This is a genomic window from Burkholderia sp. JP2-270 (assembly GCF_003233675.1).
Taxonomy (GTDB): domain Bacteria; phylum Pseudomonadota; class Gammaproteobacteria; order Burkholderiales; family Burkholderiaceae; genus Burkholderia; species Burkholderia pyrrocinia_C.
The window spans coordinates 3,115,565-3,139,222 of the sequence record NZ_CP029824.1 but is presented as its reverse complement, the minus strand read 5'-3'; the positions used below and the strand labels follow the sequence as shown (position 1 = coordinate 3,139,222).

The window sequence follows — 23,658 nt, the reverse complement described above, 5'->3', positions numbered from 1 at the left end:
ATTCCTCGTGTGACTTGCTGACGTCGTGTGTCAGGTTCCGTCGTTTCCCGTCGATCGGCTCGCGACCAGGACGGCGCCGCAGGCCGTCTTGTAGCCGTCGCGTGCGACTCCTTCGCCCTGCACGATCATCGTGTCGTCGCCGTCGATGATGTAGTTCGGCCCGTGTACCGGACACGTCACCGTGTCGTTTCGGCGCGCGATTCCGCGACCGTCGACCGACGACACGGTGGACGCGCTGGTCACGGTGCCGCCGTGGCTGTGCTTGTCGCCAAGGACGATGAAGGGTTTTGTCATCCGGATGGACCTCCTGGCTGGATTGCTGTCAACGCGACCGGACTGCGCCGCCCGGTGCAGGGCAGCGGCGGATTTTACCGACAGCATCTTTTGAATCGATGGCGATGAAATCAGGCATTTATTACCTTACGGAAATAAATACCTGTTTCGGCTGAAATTTACGTATCCGTCGATCCGACGGCAGTCATTATCGTGCGTGAAGCCCGCGCGTCAAGGCTTCGCATTTTTAAGCCTAGGATGGTTTGCCTATGGCGGAGCGCGACGGCGTAATTTAAAATAGTAAGCTTAAAATAGGGGTCGCACCATCCGGTCCAGCCCGTGCGAGTTCTGCTTGATGAAGGGGCCGCTCCGTGTACCGGGGCGTTTCAGGGGAATGCGCGTGTTTCCTTCCGGTTCGGCATTGCGATCGCGATGTCGATGATCGTGCATCGTCCCGTGTTCGTCGCAGCAATATGCATTTAAAAACGTCAAATCCTGAGAGAGCGGGAAGCGCATGAGCGTCATCACGGAATTTGCGTCTCTTTTCGGCGCATTCAATCGCCTGTATTCGCTGGATGGATCCGGTGCGCTTGCCGCATTTCAAATCGAACGCTGGACCGGTCTTGAATCGCTCTCCGATATCTTTCAGTGGAACGTCCATGCGCTGTCGACGGATCCCGCACTGGATCTCGACGCGATGCTCGGGCAGCGTGCCGCGATTCGCACCACGCTGTCGAACGGAACGACGACGCTGCGCAGCGGACTCGTGGCTCAGGCCGAGTGCATCGGTTACGACGGGGGGCTCGCGCGCTACCACCTTCAGATCGTGCCCTGGCTCGCGGCGCTGATGCATGCGCGCGACGAGCGAACCTTCGTGAACCAGACGCTTGCCGACGTGCTCGACACGGTGTTCGCGCCGTACGCGGGTATCGCGCGATGGCGCCTCACGCCGGACGCGGGCCGGCGTATCGATGCGCTGGGTACCTGTGCATACCGGGTGCAATACCGGACGCATACGCACTACGAATTCGTACGGCATCTGCTGGCGGAGGCCGGCCTCGGTTTCTGTTTCGTCGAGGATGAGGAGGCACCCGCCGGGCATGCGATGCTGGTCTTCGACGACAGCGCGCAACTGGCCGAGGACGACACGTCGGCACTGCGCGGCGGTGTGCCGCGCCGGTCGAGCGGGACGGCGACCGACGCCGACGACGTGATCCTCGGGATCGGGCAGTCACTGTCGCTGACGGCCGATCGCGTCACGCTGATCAGCAGCGACTACCGCGCGAACCAGGCGACTACCGCGAGCGCGAATCTCGGCAGGCCGAACGGCGCACGCGAACTCTACGACGACGTCGGGCCGGAGGCATTCGACAGCCTGCGTGAAGCGGAAGACACGGCGCGGCGGCATGTCGATGCGATCGTATCGCGCGCGTGTTTCTGGACCGGCTATGGCACGCTGCGCACGGCGCGTGCCGGACGCGCGCTGAAAGTCGTCGATTCCGGGTGGCAATCGATGCGCGGCGCCGCACCGCCCGAGGATTTTCTGGTGACGCGCATCGAGCATATCGGGATCAACAATCTCCCGGCTACCGTCATGGAAGCCGTCGAGCGGCAGCTCGGACCGTTGCCGGTACAGGATCTCGATCCGCGTGTGCTGCGGCAAGCGAAGGCCGGCGGTTACGCGAACCGGTTCGATGCGGTGCCGCGAGCACAGATCTGGCGCCCCACGCTGGCCGACGAGACCGGGCAACGGCTCAATCCGGTTCCGACGGCACTGGGTGCGCAGACCGCGATCGTCGTCGGTCCGGCCGGCGAAGCGCGACCCGGTGCGACGGGGCCGGTGCACGCGGATGCGCAGGGGCGGTTGCGTGTTCGTTTCCACTGGCAGGCGGAAGACGATGCGGGCACGTATCCGACGCGCGCCATTCAACGGCTCGCGAGCGACGGGCACGGGCTCCAGCAGGTGCCGCGCATCGGCCATGAGGTGCTCGTGCAGTTTCACCATGGGCTGGTCCATCGGCCGATCGTGCTCGGCGGCCTGTTCAACGGCCGCGGCGAAGGCGGCGAGCCGCCGTCCCCGGGCGGCGCGGCCGGACAGCCGCTCGACGCATCGATCTACACGCAGGCGGCCGATCATGCGCCGAGCGCGCAGGGCAACCTAGCGAGCGGGCACAGCCCGGCGTGGCATGGCGCCGGCGGCGGTGCGGATCGCCACAATCACGCAGGTGCGCTTTCGGGCTTCAAGAGTCAGGGCTTCGACGGGCAAGGCCACAATCAGCTTGTCGCGGACGATACCGACGGCATGGGACGCCTGCAGATGGCGACGACCCACGCGGCGACGCAGCTCAACCTCGGTCATCTGCGTCATCAGTCCGACAACTATCTCGGCAGCTTTCGCGGTCAGGGTGTCGAACTGCGTTCAGACGCGTACGGCGCCATGCGCGCGACGCGCGGCGTGCTGGTTTCGAGCTATGCGCCTGCCGGCGCCGCTCAGCCGGCGGGCGATGCATCCGCGCTGCAGGCGCTGCTCGCGCGACACGTCGCGCTTGTCGGGCGGTTCGACAAGACGGCGGATACGCACGGGACACTGCCGTTCGCCGCGCAGCGCGGCGTGGAGCAAGCCGGTCAATCGTCATTGAATGGCAGTGCCGCGCCGCTCGATGCGCTCGCTCGGAGTTTCGCGACGACGGTCGGCGCGAACGGCTACGAGCAGGCGTCGGCCGACGCGGCGCAGCGATCGACGGGCAATGCGTTGCCGCATACGGGCGACGCCGTGCTCGGCATCGAGGCAAAGGGTGGCCACGGGCTGATTGCGGGGCAGGCGCTGCAATGGGCGGCCGGCGAAACGCTGTCGCTTGGCAGCGGCGCGGACTTCAATCTTGCCGCCGCGCGGCAGTTGCGCATCCAAAGCGGGCAGGGCATCGGCTGGCTGGCCGGTGCGAGCCAGGCGAGCGGCGTCGGCATGAGCGTGATCGCCGGCAAGGACGGGCTGACCTTGCAGGCGCAGCGCGACGTGCTCGGCATGCGTGCGCGCGACGACCTGAAGGTCGCGTCTGCGAGTGCGGACGTCGAGATCGCCGCAAAGAAAACCGTGCATCTCGCGGTGAGCGGCGGCGCGCACGTGACGATCGAAGGCGGTGACGTCACCTTCGGTTGTCCGGGCAAGTTCGTCGTGTATGCCGCGCAACACGCATTCGTGGGCCCCGATCAACTGAACACGCCGCTGCCGCAATTTCCCGAGAAGGTTTGCGTCGAATGCCTGCTTCATGCGATGCAGTCCGGCAGCGCGCTGGCGGGCAAGGCGATCTGAACATGACGATCGACACGACCGACTGGATCGACCGCTATCCCGACGACATACCAGACCGGCTGCGCGAGCTATTTGAGCACGTGCCGGCCGGTGGCCGCTGGCACCTGCTGCTCGACATGGGGTTCGCGCCGGCGCTGCGTGACCGGATGCCTGAGGTCGATCGCAACGATGCCGTCGTCGTGTTGTACGAAGGCGTGTACGACGGCGAAGACTTGATGTCGATTTCGCCATGCCTCGTGCCGTTGCCTGCCGACGCGGCCGCGCGCATGGCGATGCTCGAGATCGTGCTGCGCGAGACGTCCGGGCGGCCGATGGTGAGCCTGTTGCACGGCGCGCGCGACACGAATGCGCTCGCCGCGCATCTGCGTGGCCAGATGGAGGCGAGCGCTGCCTCCGACGACGAGGCGTTTCTCGTGCGCTTCGCCGATACGCGTTGCCTGCCGGCCTGGCTCGCGGCACTCACGCTCGCGCAGCGTCGCCGCTTCACGGCCGGCATCGACGCGTGGTGGGCGTTCGACCGCACCGGGACGCTCGTTGCGCTCGATCTCGACGCCGCGGGCGATGTGTCGGGTAGCGGCGCGAACGCCGCGCACAGCGGCGAGCCGTATGTGCTCGACCAGAACCAAGTCGAACGATTGCGGCAGGCGGCGAAGGTCGACACGTTGATTTTTCATGTGCGCCAGCGTCCGGAAAGCTTCGGCCGGCTGGTGGCAACGCCGTCGCAAGCCCACGCATGCGTGAGCGCGGCGTGGGCGCTTCACGACGGGCCGCCCGCGGCGGCACCGCGGGCCGCACTCGATGCGCTCGAGATGGCCGGGTATCTCGTGACGGAGCAGGTGCAGGCAAGGTCGTCCGCATAGGGCGATGCGGGTTCGCGCGCATGCGTACGACGGCCGCGGAATGCCGACGACGCATGCGGCGGGTGCATCACGCAGTTGATAGCGATCCGCGCCGGACGGCGTCGGACAAGAGGATCAAGAGATGAGTTTGAATGCCGGTTCCACGACGTTTGCCGCTCGGCTTCTGATGTTCGTGACCATCTTGCTGGGAACGGCCGGGTGCTCGCGCGCGACCGATGCGTCACCGCCCGCGCAGGGTGCGCAGGCCGGATCGGTCGCGCCGGCGTCGGCACCCGAAACGATGGGGCTGAAACTGAATGCCCTCAACTACACCGACGTTCCGGTCGGTGCGTTCTATGTCGACGGCACCTGGGGCGGGACGGTTCCGTCGCGCATCGGCAGCGGGGGCGGCGCGATCATCTGCTGCGTTGCGTTGCCGAGGAAATGGCGCCCGGGGCTGACCGTCAACGTGCAGTGGCGGGACGACAACCTGTACCGGAAGGATCCGAAGGCGCTCGCGAGCCGGGTCGTACCGGTCGAGCGCTACGACGAATTCTCCGACGGGTTCCTGTGGGTCCTGTTCTTTCCGCATGATCGAATCAAGGTCTACGCGTCGCAGTGGATGCCCGGCTACCGCGGCTTTCCCGAAAATCTTCAGGCACCCGATGAAGCCTGTCCGGAGAACTTCACGCTGCGCAACAGCGATCCGCAGTGCCCGAATCCCGACAAGAGGATCGCGCCATGAGCTTTCGATTCGCGAGCGCTGACCGGCAGGACGTCGGTGTCGTGACCAAGGCGGAGCAAGACGCGATCATGCGCCGGCTTCACGACGACGACGGGATGAGCTGCTGCAAGACGCTGCATGTCGGCGTCTTCTTCGACGGCACGCGCAACAACGCCGATCGCGATCGGGCAGGCGGCAAGCACAGCAACGTGGCGCGTCTGTTCGATGTCTTTCCGCGCGACAAGTATCACAGCGCCATTTACGTGGCGGGTGTCGGAACGCCGTTCGTCGACGAGATCGGCGACCAGGGTGTCGGCCTGCAGGCCGCGGCGGGCGCCGCGACAGGATGGGCCGGCGAGGGGCGCATCAATTGGGCGCTGCTGCAGATCCACAACGTCGTGCATGCGCACGCGTTCGGCAATTCGTTGTCCGCGGCGCTCGGCAAGAGCGACAAGGAGCTCGCGAAGGCCGTCAGCGTCGATCTGAATTTCAAGGGCATCAATCTCGGCGGCACGTCGCCGAAGCCGGGCAGCCTCGGCGACATCAACGCGCGCGGGAGTTCGAGCGCCGGCGCGCTCAAGCTGATGGCGGCCGAGCAGAACGGGATCGAACTGACCTGGGATCACGACACGATCTGGGCGCAGCTCAAGGGTGAGGTCGATACGGCGAACTGGACGGCGACGATGCGGGCGTGGGACGACAAGCGGCGCAGCGCGTTGCGGGCCCGCTGCACGCAGCTGAAGGAGCGCGTCGGCGATCAACTGGTCAAGGGCAAGCCGAAGCTGCAGCGCATTCGCCTGTACGTGTTCGGCTTTTCGCGCGGCGCAGCCGAGGCGCGCACGTTCTCGAACTGGCTGGCCGATGCGCTGGACCCCGATTTCAGCCTGTGCGGCGTACCCGTGTCGTACGACTTTCTCGGCCTATTCGATACGGTCGCGTCGGTCGGCATTGCGCAAAGCACGGCCGCGACGTTGTTCGACGGGCACGGCGGCTGGGGACGCAAGGAACTGATGGGGGTGCCGTATTACGTGCACCGCTGCATCCACATGGTCGCCGCACACGAGCCGCGCGGGTCGTTCCCGCTCGACCTGATCGATGCGTCGCTGGACGGGCGCGAGGAGATCGTCTATCCGGGCGTGCATTCGGACGTCGGCGGCGGTTACGGGCCGGGCGAGCAGGGGCGCGGCACGGGCGATGCCGACAAGCTGTCGCAGGTGCCGCTGCTCGACATGTATCGCGAAGCGCGCAAGGCAGGTGTTCCGCTCGATATCAAGGGGCCGGGCGTCGCCGCCGAAGCGGTAGCGGCGTTCGCGATTTCTCCTGCGCTCAAGCGTGCGTTCTCCGCGTACGTGAGCACGAGCGCGGACTACTACTACGCGAAGGAACACGGCACGCCGGGTCTGATGCGCGCGCACTACGGGCTTTACCTGCGCTGGCGCAAGATGCGGCTCGACAATTTGCGTTCGCAACCGTCGTATGTCGCCGCCAAGGCCGCCTATCCGCAGGATGCCGTCGATCTCGACAGTGCGAACGAGGAATTGCGGCTCGAGTGGCGCGACCTGCTCGAGTGCGAGAAGGACGGCGGCCCGACCGTGAGCCGGTACGCGGGCAACACGGTCAGCCGGAAGATCACGCAGAACCCGAAGGCGGCGGCCGTCATTTCCCCGACCATTCTGCCGATTGCCGCGGGCCTGGAATCCGCGATTCCGTTCGTCGGCCCACTGGTGCGTGTGAGCGCCAAGCGTGCCGAGGATTTCTTCCAGCTGCAGCTCGACGAGAAATGGAAGCAGTGGCTCGAGGTGAGGGGCGACTGGAACATGGGGCCGCCGGAAGCGCCGATCAGCGCGCTGTACGACAACTTCATGCACGACTCGCGCGCGTGGTTCAAGCCGCTCGGCGATGACGACGACGTCTGGAACCACAACCAGATCAAGGCGCTGAAGACCCGGCAGGCCGATTTCGCACGCCAGCATGCCGATTGGAAGAAACGTCAGGAACTCGGCGTGCCGGGACCGTCGCAGATCATGCAGATGATGGGGGCGGGCGCGCTGGGGCTCGGGCCTATTGCCAACGTGGCGCCGGAGCCCGAACCGCGTACGCCGCTGACGGCGCAGCAGACCGACATCCTGAAACGCTACGATGCCGCGCAGCAGGCTGCGCAGAAAGCCCGCGCGGCCAAGGACGCGACCGCGCCGAGCGATAGTGCCATCCTGACCGATCCGAACGTCACCGGCGGTCTCGCGCTGCAGGATTCAGGGCGCGAGTTTTCCTTCGTATGGGGGTACCTGCGCTGGCGAACCGTCTACGTGAACGGCGTGCGCTGGGATGCGCCGCACGTGCCGACCGTGCAGGAAGACATGGAGGCGATGCGCATGCAGATGCAGCGCAACGTCGACATGAGCAAGTTGTTCCGATGAACCGATTCGATACGAACCAGCCGGCGCGACGCACATTCGCGCACGATCGCCGAGACACGACATGGATCTTGTTGCCGCATTAACGGGTTACGGGCAAGCGACCCGCCATATCCAGATCGATACCGCAATGCCGGGCGCATTCGTGGTCGAGCGCTTTCACGGTCGCGAAGGGATCAGCGAATCGTTCAGGTTCGAGATCGATGTCCTGTCGAGCGAGCCGTTTCTCGACCTGGCGCCGCTGATCGGCAGCGCCGCGCGGGTGCGGCTCGCGACGGCGGCGGGCGAGCGGTGCTGGAACGGTTACGTCACGCATGCCGCCTATGCCGAGAGCGATGGTGAGTTCACGCGCTATCGGCTCACGATGGAGTCGTGGCTCGCGCTGCTGCAGCTGCGCCGCAATTGCCTGTATTTCGTCGACCTCGATGCCGAGGGGATCTGTGAGCGCGTGTTCGGCGACTACCCCGAAGCGCATCGGCGCTATGAACTGGTTGAGCCTCTGCGTACGTTTCGCTTGCGCGGCCAGTATCGCGAAACCGATCTGGATTTCGTCCTGCGCCAGTTGTCGGAGGTGGGGCTGTCGTTTCGCATCGAGCATGGGCAGGACGCCGGGAAGGCGCCGTCGGGCGACCATGCCGTCGTCGTGTTCGACCGTCATGCGCGGCTGCCTGACGGCAGTGCAATCGCGTTCAACGCGCAGGACGTCGGCGATCCGGACGGCGTAATGACGCAATTCTCCGACCGGCGTCAGCTCGTGCCGGATCGCGTGGTCGCGACTAGCTGGAAAGCCAGCGAACTGCATGCGCTCGCAGGTCATGCGCAGCAGCCTGCCGACGCCGATGCTCCCGCGCTGCCGGTGCGCGAGATCTACGACGGCCAGCGTGCCGGCCGCTTCGACACGAGCGGCGACGCGCAGCGTTACGCCGAACAGCGTCTCGACGCGCTGCAGCTTGCGAAGCGCGTCCATCATGGCGGCGGTTCGTCGCGCACGCTCGAGGTCGGCAAAGTGCATACGCTGAACGACTACATGGGCGGTACCGTCAGGTTCGTGCCGCTGTCGGTCGAGCACGAGGCAGTCAACAATCTCGGCGCGCAGATCGGGCAATTGTTCGGGCGCGGCGAGCTCGAGAAGGGCCTGTACCGCAACCGGTTCGTCGCGGTGCCGGAAGGCACGCCGATCGTGCCGCCGTTCCGCGATCGGCCGACGGTACACGGCGTGCAGACCGCGATCGTCGTGGGCGAGCCGGGCGGCCGCGTCAGCAGCACGCGCGATCACCAGGTGCGCATCCAGTTTCCGTGGATGCGCGGTGTCGCGCCGTTGCCGGGCGGGTTGACCGATACGGCGAGCCGGTCCAATCCGGCCGGCCATGCACCTGGCGATCATCGCTCGGGCATTCTGGTCCGGGTCGCCGAACAGGCTGCCGGGCCGAATTTCGGTCATGCGTTCGCACCGCGCGTGGGCGCGGAAGTGGTGATCGGTTTCGAGTCGGGCAACATCGATGCGCCGGTTATGCTCGGCCAGGTGTATGGCGGCCGGGTTCGCCCGCCGTTCTCCGCAGGTGAGGGCAGCGACGCGAACCATTCGGGAACGCTGACGGGCCTGCAGACGCAAACGCTCGACGGGCAGCCGGGCAGCCGCTGGGTGATGGACGATGCGGCCGGCCAGCTGCGCCACGAGCTGAACAATTCGACGGCCGGCACGCGCCTGGCGCAGGGTTATCTGATCGACCAGCAGGGCACGATGCGCGGTGCTTATCGCGGCGAAGGCTTCGAACTGGCGACGCACGGATGGGGTGTCGTGCGGGCCGGTGCGGGTGTGCTGGTGTCGAGTACCGCACGCCGGCTCGGTGCGTCGACACAGATGGATGTCGCCGAGCGCGTGGAGCAGTTGAAGGAAGCCGAAAAAACCGCGCAGGAACTCGACACGGCGGCCACCGGCGCGCAGGCGGTCGGCCTGACCGCGAACGCGGCACAGTCGGATTTCCTGAAGGCGATCGATCCCGCGCAGGACGGCAAATATGCGGGAAGCGTGAGCGGCCAGAGCGCGACCAAGCCAAACGGGACGCAGCGCGACGGCGGTGATCCCGTCGAGCGATTCGCGACGCCCGCGGTGCTGATGGAGTCGCCGGAGAACATCGTCGTGACGACGCCGGACAGCGCGGTGTCGTATGCGACGCAGCATGTTCATGTGACATCGCATGGCGATGCGCACGTGGGTGCCGGCGCGACCGTGGCGGCGGCGACCGGCGATGCGATGAGCCTGTACAGCGTTGCCGGCGGGCTGAAGGCGATCGCGGGCGAAGGGCCGGTGAGCGTCGCGGCGCATGCGTCGACGATGGAGATTCTCGCGGACCACACCGTGCGCGTGACGTCGACCGACGAGCGTGTCGACGTGCTCGCGCAGGATGCGATCGTGCTGCAGCAGGGACCGAACCGGATCACGTTGAAAGGCAGCGACATCGTCGTCGAGACGCCGGGGCAGTTCGCCGTGAAGGCGGGCGGGCATCCGTTCCCGGGGCCGCGCGCGGCGAGCGTGAAGCTGCCGGCGTTGCCGGTGCTGCCGCAGGGCGATCCGTGCGATTTCCTGGTGCAGGCGTTGGCGGCGAGTCCGGCGGGGAGAGGGGCGGTGGCGGCTGGGGGCAGTGCGGCGGGTGCGGCAGGGGCGGCGACATGGAGCGGGGCAGCGTCGGGCGCGACGGCTTTGATGGCCGACATGCCGGTCCCGGGAGCAGGAAACTTGCCGCTTGTCCCGCAGGCATTTGCAGACGAGTCGAGTCGATCCATGCCTGCACCGGTACCCGCTTCATCGGGACAGAATACGGCGTCCGGCCCGTCGCTCGGTTATTCGACTCCGCCGCCGGTTTCCAGCGAACTGGAAGGCATGCCGAAGAAAGGCCCGGCTGCGCAAAGCGGGCCCTGCAATCTTCACGTCCCCGCGATCCCGGCAGAGCTTCATACGGTTGATGCCGGATGCGTCAGCTATTACCAGACGGGAGAGGACGGCAAGCCGGTACTTAGGGACAAGAAACGAATCTGGCTGAATTTTTCCGGCACGGAGGATTCGTACGATATCGGATACGCACCCGCGACGGCGACCGTGACGGCGACCGTCTATATCAAGGTCAACCTGAAGGACCAATACTGGATCAATAACGGGGCCGTCTACATGGATCCATCGACGGGCAAGCCGTATTCGGTGCCGTTCAACAGCGATGGAATCCGTAAAGACCGGGTGACGAGGATCGTGGACCGGCCGGGTGGGCTGGGTCCCATATCGGGCTTCAAGAAGCGCATCGAGGACGGGCTGAATAGAGGGAACTATTCGATGCAGCCGAAAGAATGCCCGCTTGGTCGTGCATGTACGTGCAAGGTCAAGCTGAAACTGGAAGTCGAACTGGTTCAAATCGGACGATGCCATGCGGAGATCAATCTGTTTCCGATGGCGACCCGGGCGGATTCGGCGAACTGGGGGGAAGTGGAGGTCCAGTGGAACGGCCGGGAGAATCGGTACGTGCCGATAAATACGCAGAATGCGATCGCGCACGAGGCCGGCCACCTGTTCGGCTGGCCCGATGAGTATTTCCTGGATGGCGGATCGGTGTATGGCAAATACATCAACTCGCAACACCTGGTCGACGTGAAGATGGCCCAGCTTGTCGACAACTGGCAGCGCGACACCCCCACGAACTTGATGGGCCTGGGGGTGTACACGGAGAAGCCGGAAATTGCGAAGTACTACATGTATAGCTTCCGTGACTGGTTCAACAAGAAAACCGGGATTGAATGGGAGGTGCTGAAATGAAGCGCTCGATCCTGTTCCTGGTGATGTCAACGATTTCTTTCGGGGTGGCGGAAATGACGCTCGCACAAGATCGTCCGGATTATTTCGAGATTCGTAGTGGACTGGGGCAGATGAATCCGTCGCCGTCGATGGTTTTCAAGGACGATGGCAAGAGGGTGTCGTATTTCTCGCGCGGACGGGATATCGATCCGATGCCGCAATCGCGTTACGTCGGAATCGGGAAATATACGGCGGATCTCACGGGAACCTATCGCCAGCATGTCGATACGGTGAAGGCGACGTTGAGCAGCAGGACAATCCCCCAGATCCGTGCAATCAATAAGGGGTCCGTGCTCGTCTATTCGTTTGACAAGGACGGCCACCATTACGAGGGCACGTACAACTATCAGTTCGACGATCAATTCAACGACAACCTTTCGGTGCTTTATGACCTTGCCCATGATCTGCTGGCGCAGGGCACGCCGGAGATCAATCTGCATCCGGAATTTTCGGTGCGATCCACTGCAGACCATCTTGCCGTCGACGTGACGTTCGCAAACGATGGCAAGCAGGATGTGACGATCGACGGTCCTGATCGTTGGTCGGCAGATCTGGCGAGGCCCGATGTGCAATACGTGGAGATCGGCGGCGGCAACAAACTCGTGGGTTTCGACGTCAGGCTGGTCGGCAAATATCTGAGTGACGCATCACGCCACTATCGGCGCGAAATCGTCGTCAAGCCCGGCCAGAACGAGAAGGTGGAGTTTCTCGTGCCTTTTGCAGATCTGACCTATGACAACCGTTCGCCTATGCGCCGTGTCGAGCCCGGCAACTACGTCTTCGTCGGCAAGATGAACGTCGACATCCTGCGTCCGCAGGAAATGGACGGGCGGATCTTCACGCCGATGAACCGGCTGGAAAACGTGAACCTGACGGGGAAGTGACCCTGACGTGATGCGCTTTACAGGGGTCCTGATGGTGATGACATTGATGCTTGGCATGACGGGCATGGCGGCTGCGCAACACGAGCGCGGCCATTTCGAGATCCGCAGCGGGTCCGGGCAGACCAATCCCGCGCCGGCCATGGTTATCACGGATGACGACAAGACACTTTCCTGCTATTCGCGCGGAAGAGACCTTGATCACGGTTCGCAGGGCGCTATCTGGGCATTGGAAAATATACGGGAGAACTGAATTATCGCTACCGGCCGGAGATCGAGCAGGTCAAGCGGATTCTGGCCAATCACGAAATCGCTTCGGTCCCGGGCCGGAATACATCCAGACGCCCACAGAAATGAAAGGCAACGCATTTACACGGATGGACGCACTACCCGCCGTCGAATTGACCGAACGGTAATGCATGTACCGATGCTTCGACTCCAGGAACTGAAAGCACTGCTCCCCGCGAACTCCGAACGAACCCATCATGTCGACCCAATCTGATCTCATCCAGGCATTCTTCGGCGGCTGGTCCCAGCACGACCGGTTTCTATGGCTGACCACGCCGCTCGGCGCGGACAAACTCGTCGCCGAGAGCCTGCACGGATGGGAGTCGCTCGATCGCGGCGGCTTCCGGTTCCAGGTCACCGCGCTGACCGAGCGTCCCGACGTTCCGCTCGACAAGTTGATCGGCGCGCCGATCCTCGTCGAATGGCAGGCTGCGGACGGGCAGGACGCGCGTCGTCCGTTCCACGGCCACGTGATCGCCGCGGAGCTTGTCGGCTACAACGGCGGGCTCGCGCGCGTGAGGCTCGTCGTCGAACCGTGGCTGGCGCTGCTGCACCAGCGCGTCGACAGCTACAACTTCGTGAACGCGAGCGTCGTCGAGATCAGCGAGCAGGTCTTCGCGCACTACGCGTATGGTGCGATCGTGCCGGCGTGGCGCTGGGCGCTCGCCGATACGGCGAAATATGCGAAACGCAGCCTGACCGCCCAGGCGGGCGAATCGGACTTCGCATTTCTCGAACGACTGTGGGCGGAAGAAGGCATCTTCTACTGGTTCGAACACGAAGGCGACGCGCAGTCGGCGAGCCTCGGCAAGCACACGCTCGTCCTCGCCGACACGAACGAGCGCTTTGCGCCCGATCAGCCCGAAGTCGTCGGATTCCATCAGACGAGCGACGGCGATCCGCGTGGCGGCATCCGGCAGTTCCTGAATGCGCGCCGCTGGGGCATCGGCCGCGTCGCGCGCGCAAGCTGGGATCATCGGAGCCTGTCGACACGTCCCGCCGGCGTGCGCGCGACTGGCGCGGTCGTGCCGGGCGAGGATCGCGATATCGCCGGCCCGTACGCATTCCAGACTGCCGCGATCGGCGACCAGCGCGCACAGCAGCAACTCGACGCGCAGCGCGTGGCGGCGCTGCAGGCTGAAGGCAGCGGCACGCGTCGTGATCTGCGGCCGGGGCTGCGGTTCGCCATGTCGCAGCATCCGTCGTTCAGCACGTCGAGCGCGTTCGTGTGCCTGCACGTCGAGCACGACGCGCGTGCCAACGTAGGGGCCGACGTGCATGGCGCGATCGCCCAACGGCTGGGCAGCATTCCGACGATGTTCGATGCGGTGCCCGGCGCACACGGTGCCGCGCAGGCGCTGCATGCCGCATTCGATTCCGCGACGCACGACGGCGGGACGCTCGTGGACGGCGACGAGGTGTATCGGAACCGCTTCGCCGCACTGCCGTTCGACCAGTCTTATCGACCGCTGGCGCCGAACGGACATGGTGCGCGCGTGCACCCGGTCGCGGTGATGCCGGGTGCGCAGACGACCATCGTGGTCGGCGCGGGCGACCCTGTCCACACCGAACGCGATCATCGGATCCGAATCCAGCATCACGCGCAGCGTGGGCAGAATTCCGCGAGTCGCGAGGACCATCCGCGTACCGCGAATGCGCCGGCCGATCATGGCGCCGGCACCTGGACGCGCATGGTGACGCCCGTGGGCGGCGACAACTGGGGCGGCGTGAGCGTGCCGCGCGTCGGGCAGGAAGTCTGGACCGAGTGGCTTGAAGGCCAGCCGGACCGGCCGGTCGCGGTCGCGGCGCTTTATAACGGGCAGGGCAACGCGGATGCGCAGCACAACAAGCTGGCGGGCGGTCCGAGCAGCAGCACGGCCAATGCGGCGGCCTGGTTTGCCGGCAACGATCATGCGGCCGTGCTGACCGGGTTCAAGACGCAGGACATGAGCGCAAGCCAAACCGGTGCGGGCGGCTCGCGGCAATTCATGCTCGACGACACCGCAGGCCAGTCGAGTGCGCGCCTTTACACGACCGATCACGGTAGCGGCCTGTCGCTCGGGCACATCAAGCAGGTGCAGGACAACCGGCGCCTGGCCGATCGTGGTTACGGCGCCGAACTGTCGACCCAGGCGGCCGGCGCGTTGCGGGCCGGCGCCGGCTTGCTGATCAGCACGGCGCCCGGTGTGAACCAGATGGACGCGAGCGCCGCGAGCCAGGTGCTCGCGCAGCAACGCGAGATGCTGCAAGGGCTCGCGGACTTCGCGCGCAAGCAGGGCGCGGAGCCGGGCGCCGGCGCGGCGGCGCCCGGCAGCGGGACGGCGCCGCTCGCCGCAATCGATGGTTTGCAGCGGAGTCAGGCATCGATCGGCGCAACGCGCGAAGGTAACGGCACGGCCGGTGCCGGAGGCGGCGGCGCGGTCGCATGGAAGCATCCGCATCTCGTCGCGCATGGTGCGGCCGGCGTCGCCGCGCTGACGGCGAAAAGCCACGTCTGGACGTCAGGCACGGAAACCGTGCTGAGCGCCGGACGGGACGTGCAGGTCACGGTCCAGGGCAAGTCGAGCATCGTCGCGAAGGAGGGTATCGCGTTGTACACACACGGCACGCCGGGCGGCAGTCGCCCGGTGTCGGCCGTCGGCATCTCGCTGCATGCGGCGACGGGCGCTGTCACCGTGCAGGCGCAGAACGCCGGGACGCTCGACGCCAATGCGCAACGCGCGGTGACGGTGTCGAGCGCGCAGGCGAGCGTGGCGCTGCAAGCGCCGAAGCGGCTGCTGCTGACGGCCGCCAACGCGTTCCTGAAGATGGAAGGCAACGACATCGTGATCGGCGCGCCGGGCAAGGCGACGTTTCATGCCGCCCAGCACACGCTGACCGGTCCGCGTTCCGCGAACGTGCAGTTGCCGTCGGTAAACAAACCTGCTTGCGTCGAATGCATGCGGGATCTCGCGCATCGCCACGAAGCGATCGCCACGCGCGGGTGACGGCGATGACTCCACTGGTTCAGACCTGGGAAAGGGCGGGCGCCGACGAGCACGCCGCAGCGCCGGATGCGCATCGCTATCTGTTGACCGACGCATCGCAACTGCCGATCAATGCGGCGCCCTGGCGCGAACTGATCGCGCAAGGGCAGGTTCACAACGTGCTGGCCGGCCAGCCCGAGGCGAGCCACCCGGAAGTCTGCGCGCTGTTGTGCGACTATCGGGCGCCTCACGTTTCGGCGCTGCTCGAACGGCAACTCGCGCGACGGCCGTTTGCGTTTCTGTCGCTGGTCAGCGTCTATCCGATCGACGAACTCGCGGCGAAACTCGGCGTCAGGACGCGCGTGACGCTACCCGACGATCGCGACGGCCTGCTGCGGTTCTACGACGCGGCGGTGTTTCAGACGCTGTCGGGCGCGCTGTCGGCGTCGCGCTATCAGGCGCTGCTGTCGCCGTGCGTGTCGTGGACCTGGGTGCGCCGCGATGGAACTGTCGGCACGGTACGGCATCCGCGCCGGCACGAACGGATCTTCTACGCCCGCGTGGACGCACGCGAACTCGACGCGTTGCGCCACGACAGCAGGCCGGACGCCGTGATCGCCGAATTGCGGCGCAACGGCCGGATCCCCGTCGATGCAGATCCGTTCGAAACGCATGCGAGCATGCGAAACTTGTTCGGCGTGCTGGATGCACAGGGGCTGCAGGACGATCGGCTGGCTTACCGGATCGGTGCGACGCTGGCGATGTACCGCCATGTGCGGCTCGACGATGCGATCGTCGCGGCGTGCATCGCGGCGCACCGGACCGATCACGATGCGTTGTGCGACGCGTTGCTCGACCGTCTGATCGAACAGGACGATGCTGCCGGCGCAGCGACGGAACCGGAGGTGCAACGATGAGCATGCCTGCACTGTTCTCGTTCAGCGGCCGCGCCGGACGCATGCAATGGTGGAGCGTGACCGTGCCGCTGCTGATCGCCGGTTCCTTGATCGATGCACTCGCCGATCTGCCGTTCGCGCAGCGCATGGCAACATTTATCGATGTCGTCGGTTGGACATTCGCGATCGTGATGGTCTGGATGCTCGTGGCGGTATCGGTCAGGCGCTGGCACGACATCGGCAAGTCCGGATGGTGGACGCTTGTCCATGCGATCCCCGTCGTCGGCGCGTTCATCGCGATTGCGATGAACGGGTTCGTCCGGGGCGACGACGCACGTAACCGGTTCGATCCGTCATTGCCGGAAGCAAGCAACAACGACGCAAGTTTGCGAGGGTATCGATGAAATTCAGGGCAGGAATGCACGTTTTGGCGCTGGTCGGGCTGGGTGTGCTCGCGGCATGCAGCAAGCACGGTGTCGATGCGTCGGCGGAGCCGCACAACGTGTGCGTCACCGGATACAACGAATACGGCCGCAAGCTTCACGAGTTCTGGCTCGACAACGAACACAAGTCGGGATGCTTCGGCAATCCGTCGGCGCGGGAAGACGGCGAGGCATTCGGCGGCGGCGGCGGATTCGCATGCGGCTGCAAGGTGACGCCGGGGCAGAAGGTGAAGCTGTTCTGGGAGTTCGCGCAGCCGCTGGACGATATTCAGCGCGGCGTTCAGCCCGAGCGCAAGACGATCGACGTGACGATTCCGCAGCCGGAATCGCCGACGTCGCGCTATCTGCGCGTGTATTTCCGCAAGAACGGCACCGCCGAGCTGCAGTGGGTCGACGACATGAACGCGCCCGAACTCAAGCCGACGCAGGAGAAGTGAGCGCCATGGCCGAAATCAACCTGAAGAAGGACGCCGCGTCCGCGGAGACGGATCGCGTCAAGGCGGAAGCCGAGCAGATGTGTCCCGCGTGCGAGCACATGCTGTGGGTCAGCTTCTATTTCGACGGATTCGGTTTCGGTGAGAAGGACGGGCCGCGAACCAACATCCTGAAACTGTTCAACGCCGCGTACGACAAGAAGAACAAGAACATGCGGCGCTTCTACTATCCGGGCCTCGGCGCCGACTTCGACCCCGAAGCCGGTGTGCTTCGGCAGGTGCTGAAGGACAAGGCGCTCGATACCGCCGGCGAAAAGGCCGGCGACAAGTTCAAGGAAATGACCGTCGGCAAGGCCAGGGAAAAGGGCATGAAGACGGTCGAGGATGCATGGAAGCAGAGCGGCAGGACCGGGAATCCTACGTTGAGTAGCCGCATTGGCGACACGTTCGACACGGTGCTCGACAAGGCGAAGGAAGGCGTGGGCGACGCGCGGAAGCGGATCGAGCGTGCGGTCGCGCGGCCGGGTTCGGAAAAGAACCGCGCGTTGCGTTACCTGAAGCGCGAATGGAGGGGTTTCTGGCGCGATGTCGTCAAATATCCGTACCGGATTCCGAAGACCGTCCTGAAGGAGGTCGGCAAGGAAACGCTCGGTGCGCTGGCCGAGTCGTTCCAGCTCACGCGCGACACGAAGTTGGGCGCCGCCCTGTTCAATACGGGCGTCGATACGCGCCTGAAGGCGGCGGACGAGGATTTCAAGGCAGCAGTGGCCGGAGCGAAGCAAGCGGGCACGGTGAACAAGATTCACGTCGCGATCTTCGGTTACGACATGGGCGGCGGCCTCGCGCTGGCTTTTGCCAAGCAACTGCTGGAGGAAACCTGCAAGGGCGGCAAGTACGACGGCGTGGCGGTCAAGATCAAGTTCATGGGGCTGTTCGACTGCGTGACGAACCGCTTCGACGACAACCTGCTGACAGGCTACATTCCGTTGAGCAATGCGGTGTCGTCGGATCTGATCCTGTCGCCGGACATCGAGAAATGCGTGCACTACGCGGCTGCGCATGAACTGCGCGTGTACAAGCCGCTGACGATGCTCGGCGTCGATCCGGCAGACATGCGCGGCCGTCGGCAGGAGCGGCTGTTTCCGGGCGCGCAGGTGGATGTCGGCGGCGGTGCGATCGAAGGCGAGGACGGCATTTCAGACAAGCTGGCGCGCCTGCCGCTCGAGATGATGTACCACCGCGCATACGGTGCCGGTATCCCGATGCCGAGCCTGACCGCGCTGGCGAACGAGGACGGTGCGCTGTATCAGCAGATCGTCGCGCCGCAGGAGGTCCAGGGCTTCCAGCTCGACTACCGGATGGCCGTCAAGAAGCTCGTGTCGACGACGCGCGAAATTCCGCCGCTGTCGCCGCTGGGCGCGGGCATCGGCTATCGGTCGGCGGCGCTCAAGCCGTCGACCGGGCCGCTCGATTTCCTCAATCCCAAGCCGGTGCCCGACATGACGGACGGTTGCCGCGTGCCCGATACGACGCCGCCGCGCCCGGTCGTCGTGACCGACCTGCCGAAGGACATCCAGGGCGAGCTCAAGGGCCACATGGTCGTGTATATCCAGTGGTTGCGCATGTGGTACGACCGCGCGGAAAACCGCGCGGCCGCGGAACAGCGCAAGCCGGGCTGGTTGGGGGGCGCGGCCAACCCGCTGGCGTATGGGCGTTACGAGAAGCTGGTGCGCGAAATCGACTACCAGAAGCAGCATGGTACGCGCCCGATGTCCGGCTTCGATCAGAAGCAGGCGATGAAGCAGATCGACGGCGAGTTGCCGGCGTCGATGTTCAACACCGACCCGCAGGCGCAGGCGCTGTTTTGGCTCTGGAACAATCCGGGCTCGCGCCTGCCGCAGGTCGAGGCGATGTATCCGCTGTTCGTGAAGCACGTGCACGACAGCATGGCCGAGAGCGACATCGAGGCGGCGTGGAGCCATCTCGTCTCGATCAAGAACTACATGAATACCCGGGCGATGCAGAAAATCGCGACCGCTCCCGACAAGACATTCCTGGACCGGGTTGCTGACGTCTACCACTCGCTGGTGTCATCTGTATCGACGCCGTCAGGTACGACGGTCGCCCGATAGGCGGCAGCTGGCGGAAGCACGCCGGTTGCCGCCGAGCGACCGGCGTCGTTTCCGCGACGAGGGCGGCTGCGACCGGCCCGTGCGTTATTTCGAGATATACCAGAGCGCGTCGGTGCTGACGCGCGGAGCCGGTGGCGTCGCGGCCGGCGCCTGCGGCGTCGGGGCGGGCGGTGTGGCCGAAGTCACGGCGGTGGGCCAGGTGGCGGCCGTGTTCGAGGTGGTCGAGGTATTCGCCACGGTCGCGGTCGATGACGATCCCGACGTCGACGGCGTGTTCAGATACCAGAGCGCATCGGTCGATGCCGTGCGCTTTGCCGCCGAATTGGCCGCTGTAGTCGCTGCCGCATCGGCGGACTTCTTCGAATGCGAATCGGCAGCCGTCGCCGCACCGGGCCGCTGCGCCGTCGTACCCGTCTGCGCGGTCATGCCCGCGCCCCCGGCCGCGCCACGCTGCGCGCGCGCCTCGAACGGCCCGAGCTGGAAGATCAACGTTTGCGCAGGGCGCGTCAAAACGGCATACGGAAACTGCAGCTCCCACGACATCAGCACGCGGCCCGACGACGTTTCGGTGAAGATCGCCGGCACGTGCTTCATGTCGCTGAACTGCACGTAGATCCGCGCACCGTCGTCGAAGACCTGGGTCGGCTTCGCCTGGTCCGCGCCCGTGACCGTCCATCCGAAGTTGTACGTACCGGCCGGGCCGGCGGGGCCGCCTTGCGGTGGCGGCGGCGGGGCCGACGATATCGTGCGCGGACGCGTGACCTGCTGCGGGGCGGACACGCTCAGGCTCGCGAACGGGTTGTACGCCTGTTGCTGTTGCGGCGGCGTAAAGGACGGTGGAAGGATGGGCATGGGAGTATCCGGCGAATCCGGCATGGTCCGGATTGCATCATAGACCTTGCGCGCATACGCGAGGCGCTTGTCGGGCGACGCGGAGTTGTACGCGCCGATCGCGTTCCAGTTGGGGCCGAGCTGGCGGATGTTCTGCGACAGGATCCACGCGCCGACATACGCGTTCGTGCATGCATCGAACAGGCTCTCCCGCGTGATGCCTTCGCGCGCGAGCGTCGGCAGCCATGTGCTGTTGATCTGCATCAGGCCGATGTCGACCGTGCCGTTCGTATTGGTGTTGACGGCGTTCGGATTCATCCCCGATTCGACCTGCGCGATGCCGCGCATCAGGGCGACGCTCACGTGCTGGAACGCGGCCGCGTCGTCGAGGCAATCGGCGCGCGCGACGCCGTGCAGCGCGCACGACATTGCAATCGTCGAGGCGACCTTCAGCGTTCCGCGGCTGATCGAACGGGTTGTCTGACACGGCATGGCAGGATGGGGCGGAATCCGGCCGCCCGATGCAAGGAAATGACGAGAGACGCGAAGTTTGCCATAGCGAGCAGGCAAATGGCTCGCGTCAAACTTTCCTTTGCATTTGCCCGGGCGCTCGTGCCGTCTTTTTATCGCGTCGGATCAGCGGTCGCGACGAAGTCGGATCGGTAAAAATGGCCGCCTTTTCGGCGAATGCCGGTGCAGTGGCGACGCGCTGAATACTGACGCATCGCGTCAGTCATGCCGGGAAAACGGCGCTGAATCAAGCGGAATGGAAATCGCCCGGCAATCGGTGTCCGGGCCGGAAAGGGCGATGAAAAGACGACCGAAAGACAACGGCGGCCGAAGCCGCCGTGCGGGTGCATGCGGTTCCGGCCGGCCGCGCGGCGCGCAACCGGCCGCTTCGCATCAGAAGCGGTGACGCAGGCCGAGGTTGACCATCGTCTGCGAGCTCGTGCCCGCATAGCCGTACGAACCGATCGATGCCTGCGCGGCCATCGAGCCGCCGTTGCCGTCGCCGGTCTGGCCGCTCGCGTGCTGGTAGGCGGCGGTCAGGTAGACGTCGGTGCGCTTCGACAGGTTGTAGTCCGCGCCGGCCGATACCTGGTGATAGGTGGCCGACGTGTCGCCGCCCGAGCGCGTATAGCTGTAGCCGACGCCGACGAGCAGCGCGTTCGTCGCCTGGTAGTTCACGAAGCCTTGCCCCGTGTTGTAGTGCTCGTTCGAGCCGAACACCGAGCTCGCATCGCGGCGGTACTGCGCGTTGCTGTAGCCGAGGCCGAACGTGAACGGGCCGGCGACGTACTGGCCCGCGATGCGCGCGATGCCGATCGAGTGCGCGCTTGCATAACCGTTGTTGATCGGGCCGTCGAACGTGCCGTCCGACGAGCTGGTCCAGCCGCTGCGCGGGCCGTTCGACGCGGGGCTGTTGGTCGCGTGGAAATAGCCGCCCGCGACGCTGAACGGCCCGTTGTTGTACGACACGGCGGCCGAATACGACTGCGCGGAGCCGGTGCTGCCGGCGATGCCGCCGAACGAGTACATCGCCGCGAACTGCAGGCCCGAATAGACGGCCGACGTGTACTTCACCGCGTTGTCGACGCGGAAGCTGTTGTCGTAGTTGTCGACGTCGCCCGGCGTCGCGAACACGCTGCCGAGATAGTTGTCGGCGGTGATGCCCTGCACGAGGTCGACGAGCGGATCGTATTGGCGGCCGAACGTGAGCGTGCCGTAGCGGTCGCTCGCCAGGCCGACGAACGCCTGGCGGCCGAACAGGCGGCCGCCCTGGCCCTGCCGGCCGTTGCTCGGGTCGAAGCCGTTCTCGAGCTGGAACAGCGCCTTCAGCCCGCCGCCGAGATCCTCGGTGCCTTTCACGCCCCAGCGGCTGCCGGCCAGGTTGCCCGCGCTGCTGTTGCCGAGCATCCACGCGTTGTCCTTGCCCTGCGCATGGTTCACGTAGGTGATCGACGTGTCGATCACGCCATACAGCGTGACGCTCGACTGCGCATGCGCGACGGGCATTGCCGCGAATGACGCGACGGAAATCAGCGAGAGGGTCGTGCGTTTCATTTCATCTCCTTGCGCATTGGCTTGTGTTCGCTATCCGGAATGGCAGGAGACTACAGGTCAGGAATAAAACGGTAAAAATGAAATTCTCTTTTGTTGGTTGAGGAAGACGGATATATCCTCCGGAATTTATTATTGAGGGATTTGAATTGTTGTAGATCGCGCATCAATTGCTTGTAATTTCAAGATTTCGCCATTTCATTGTGCGGATTTTTTTAATAATCTGCTGCGATTTTCAGGGGGATTGCAGTGCTCGGGATATTGTTATTGATCCGTCAATTAATTATTTAATGAATTGAATTGGCCGGGCTGGAATGAATGTGTTAGTGCAGCGACGCCGGCGACGGCCCCGCGGTTTCCTGCTCAATTCCGATTTCATTGCCGATGCGTACGGCGCTGATCCGCAACGACCGCGCCGTCGGCGGGCGCACGACTCAGGCCGCCTGCGGCGGCGGGCGCCGCCGCGACGCCTCTTCAATCAACCGCGCCAGCAGTTGAGCCGGTTCCGACATCGTCCGCCGTGCGCGATGCACGAGCCCGATGTCGCGGTGAAACGTGTGGTGTCCGAGGTCGATCGCGCGCACGCCGGCCGGCCAGCGGCGATACACGGCGGTCTGCGGCACGATCGCGATGCCGACGCCGTTCTCGACCAGCTTGACGATCGCGTCGAGCTCGTCGAGTTCGCAGGTGTCGCGCACCGCGATGTGCATCTTCCGCAGAAAACGATCGACCTGGCGGCCGCCGAACGACGCGCGGTCGTAGCGCACGAACGGCTCGCTCGCGAGCAGCGCGGCCCAATCCTTGCCCTTCACGCCGCGCGGCACGATCAGCCGGAACGGTTCCTGCGCGAGCGTCGTCCAGTGCAGGTCGCTCTGCAGCGAAAACGGCGGCCGGATGATCGCGGCCATGTCGATCTCGCCCGCATCGACGCGGTTGACCAGCTCGATCGACAGCCCCGGTATCACGCGCGTGCGGCACGCGGGATGCCGGCGATGGAAATCTGCCAGCGCGGCCGGCAGCAGCGCGCTCTGCACCGACGCGATCGCACCGATCGTCACGCGCACGGCGGCCGGCGAGCCGGGCGTGGTCGAACTCAGGTTCTCGTACTGGCGGATCAGCGCCTGCGCCTGGTCGAGCACGTGATGACCCATCTCGTTGAGACGGGCCGAGCGGCCTTGCCGGTCGAACAGCGCGAAGCCGAGTTCGGCTTCGAGGCGCTGCATCTGCGCGCTGACGGCTGCCTGCGTCAGCCCGATACGGTTGCCCGCGGCCGCGAACGTGCCTTCCCGGGCGACGGCGACGAGGGTTTTCAGCTCGCGGATCAT

Annotated in this window: 16 protein-coding genes; 12 read left to right on the top strand and 4 right to left on the bottom strand. The window is 65.3% G+C overall.

Annotated features, from left to right (window positions below):
* Positions 1-30 precede the first annotated feature (30 nt).
* Positions 31-294 carry a PAAR domain-containing protein gene (locus tag DM992_RS14780; RefSeq protein WP_111017342.1) on the bottom strand — a complete coding sequence of 88 codons (264 nt, stop codon included), beginning with the start codon at positions 292-294 and terminating at the stop codon, positions 31-33.
* A 493-nt stretch (positions 295-787) separates the two neighbouring features.
* On the opposite strand from DM992_RS14780, the gene DM992_RS14775 reads away from it, so the two are divergent.
* From DM992_RS14775 to DM992_RS14720, 12 genes are all read left to right on the top strand, one after another.
* Entirely contained in the window at positions 788-3,583 is a 2,796-nt protein-coding gene (locus tag DM992_RS14775; protein ID WP_111017341.1) for a type VI secretion system Vgr family protein, read from the top strand.
* Between the two features lie 2 nt (positions 3,584-3,585).
* Positions 3,586-4,443 carry a DUF4123 domain-containing protein gene (locus tag DM992_RS14770; RefSeq protein WP_111017340.1) on the top strand — a complete coding sequence of 286 codons (858 nt, stop codon included), beginning with the start codon at positions 3,586-3,588 and terminating at the stop codon, positions 4,441-4,443.
* Between the two features lie 121 nt (positions 4,444-4,564).
* Positions 4,565-5,167, top strand: a complete 603-nt coding sequence (locus DM992_RS14765) for a DUF3304 domain-containing protein (protein WP_111017339.1) — start codon at positions 4,565-4,567, stop codon at positions 5,165-5,167.
* A complete protein-coding gene (locus tag DM992_RS14760) occupies positions 5,164-7,563 on the top strand; it encodes a DUF2235 domain-containing protein (RefSeq protein WP_111017338.1) in 2,400 nt (799 codons plus the stop codon). Before DM992_RS14765 ends, DM992_RS14760 begins: the two co-directional genes overlap by 4 nt.
* A gap of 61 nt (positions 7,564-7,624) precedes the next feature.
* On the top strand, positions 7,625-11,362 hold the full coding sequence (locus DM992_RS14755) for a type VI secretion system Vgr family protein (protein ID WP_111017337.1): 3,738 nt from the start codon (positions 7,625-7,627) through the stop codon (positions 11,360-11,362).
* Positions 11,359-12,285: a hypothetical protein gene (locus DM992_RS14750; RefSeq protein WP_111017336.1), complete on the top strand. Its 927-nt coding sequence runs from the start codon at positions 11,359-11,361 to the stop codon at positions 12,283-12,285. The genes DM992_RS14755 and DM992_RS14750 overlap by 4 nt, the downstream gene beginning before the upstream one ends.
* A 31-nt stretch (positions 12,286-12,316) precedes the next feature.
* Positions 12,317-12,535, top strand: a complete 219-nt coding sequence (locus tag DM992_RS14745; RefSeq protein ID WP_162631661.1) for a hypothetical protein — start codon at positions 12,317-12,319, stop codon at positions 12,533-12,535.
* A 232-nt stretch (positions 12,536-12,767) separates the two neighbouring features.
* A complete protein-coding gene (gene tssI, locus DM992_RS14740; RefSeq protein ID WP_111017334.1) occupies positions 12,768-15,557 on the top strand; it encodes a type VI secretion system tip protein VgrG in 2,790 nt (929 codons plus the stop codon).
* Positions 15,558-15,562: 5 nt separating this feature from the next.
* Positions 15,563-16,453 (top strand): DUF4123 domain-containing protein, encoded by an 891-nt coding sequence (locus tag DM992_RS14735; RefSeq protein ID WP_204356087.1) that lies wholly within the window; start codon positions 15,563-15,565, stop codon positions 16,451-16,453.
* 62 nt (positions 16,454-16,515) lie between these two features.
* The gene (locus DM992_RS14730) at positions 16,516-16,836 is read left to right on the top strand and encodes a DUF805 domain-containing protein (protein ID WP_239511288.1); all 321 of its coding nucleotides are present in this window, start codon (positions 16,516-16,518) and stop codon (positions 16,834-16,836) included.
* On the top strand, positions 16,833-17,312 hold the full coding sequence (locus tag DM992_RS14725) for a DUF3304 domain-containing protein (RefSeq protein ID WP_111017331.1): 480 nt from the start codon (positions 16,833-16,835) through the stop codon (positions 17,310-17,312). The genes DM992_RS14730 and DM992_RS14725 overlap by 4 nt, the downstream gene beginning before the upstream one ends.
* A gap of 5 nt (positions 17,313-17,317) precedes the next feature.
* Positions 17,318-19,441, top strand: a complete 2,124-nt coding sequence (locus DM992_RS14720) for a DUF2235 domain-containing protein (protein WP_111017330.1) — start codon at positions 17,318-17,320, stop codon at positions 19,439-19,441.
* An 84-nt stretch (positions 19,442-19,525) separates the two neighbouring features.
* Here DM992_RS14720 and DM992_RS14715 read toward each other — a convergent pair whose 3' ends face one another.
* The 3 genes from DM992_RS14715 to DM992_RS14705 all read right to left on the bottom strand — a co-directional run bounded on the left by DM992_RS14715 (position 19,526) and on the right by DM992_RS14705 (position 23,658).
* Positions 19,526-20,764, bottom strand: a complete 1,239-nt coding sequence (locus DM992_RS14715; RefSeq protein WP_111017329.1) for a transglycosylase SLT domain-containing protein — start codon at positions 20,762-20,764, stop codon at positions 19,526-19,528.
* A gap of 411 nt (positions 20,765-21,175) precedes the next feature.
* Entirely contained in the window at positions 21,176-22,336 is a 1,161-nt protein-coding gene (locus DM992_RS14710; RefSeq protein ID WP_111017328.1) for a porin, read from the bottom strand.
* A gap of 431 nt (positions 22,337-22,767) precedes the next feature.
* Positions 22,768-23,658 (bottom strand): LysR family transcriptional regulator, encoded by an 891-nt coding sequence (locus DM992_RS14705; RefSeq protein WP_111017327.1) that lies wholly within the window; start codon positions 23,656-23,658, stop codon positions 22,768-22,770.

Bases quoted from the DNA above. Each gene is read 5' to 3' on its own strand.
- DM992_RS14720 (WP_111017330.1), top strand. From the start codon at position 17,318: ATGGCCGAAATCAACCTGAAGAAGGACGCCGCGTCCGCGGAGACGGAT.
- DM992_RS14780 (WP_111017342.1), bottom strand. From the start codon at position 294: ATGACAAAACCCTTCATCGTCCTTGGCGACAAGCACAGCCACGGCGGC.
- DM992_RS14735 (WP_204356087.1), top strand. From the start codon at position 15,563: ATGACTCCACTGGTTCAGACCTGGGAAAGGGCGGGCGCCGACGAGCAC.
- DM992_RS14725 (WP_111017331.1), top strand. From the start codon at position 16,833: ATGAAATTCAGGGCAGGAATGCACGTTTTGGCGCTGGTCGGGCTGGGT.
- DM992_RS14775 (WP_111017341.1), top strand. From the start codon at position 788: ATGAGCGTCATCACGGAATTTGCGTCTCTTTTCGGCGCATTCAATCGC.
- DM992_RS14770 (WP_111017340.1), top strand. From the start codon at position 3,586: ATGACGATCGACACGACCGACTGGATCGACCGCTATCCCGACGACATA.
- DM992_RS14745 (WP_162631661.1), top strand. From the start codon at position 12,317: ATGGTGATGACATTGATGCTTGGCATGACGGGCATGGCGGCTGCGCAA.
- DM992_RS14765 (WP_111017339.1), top strand. From the start codon at position 4,565: ATGAGTTTGAATGCCGGTTCCACGACGTTTGCCGCTCGGCTTCTGATG.
- DM992_RS14760 (WP_111017338.1), top strand. From the start codon at position 5,164: ATGAGCTTTCGATTCGCGAGCGCTGACCGGCAGGACGTCGGTGTCGTG.
- DM992_RS14710 (WP_111017328.1), bottom strand. From the start codon at position 22,336: ATGAAACGCACGACCCTCTCGCTGATTTCCGTCGCGTCATTCGCGGCA.
- DM992_RS14705 (WP_111017327.1), bottom strand. From the start codon at position 23,658: ATGATCCGCGAGCTGAAAACCCTCGTCGCCGTCGCCCGGGAAGGCACG.
- DM992_RS14755 (WP_111017337.1), top strand. From the start codon at position 7,625: ATGGATCTTGTTGCCGCATTAACGGGTTACGGGCAAGCGACCCGCCAT.
- tssI (WP_111017334.1), top strand. From the start codon at position 12,768: ATGTCGACCCAATCTGATCTCATCCAGGCATTCTTCGGCGGCTGGTCC.
- DM992_RS14715 (WP_111017329.1), bottom strand. From the start codon at position 20,764: ATGCCGTGTCAGACAACCCGTTCGATCAGCCGCGGAACGCTGAAGGTC.
- DM992_RS14750 (WP_111017336.1), top strand. From the start codon at position 11,359: ATGAAGCGCTCGATCCTGTTCCTGGTGATGTCAACGATTTCTTTCGGG.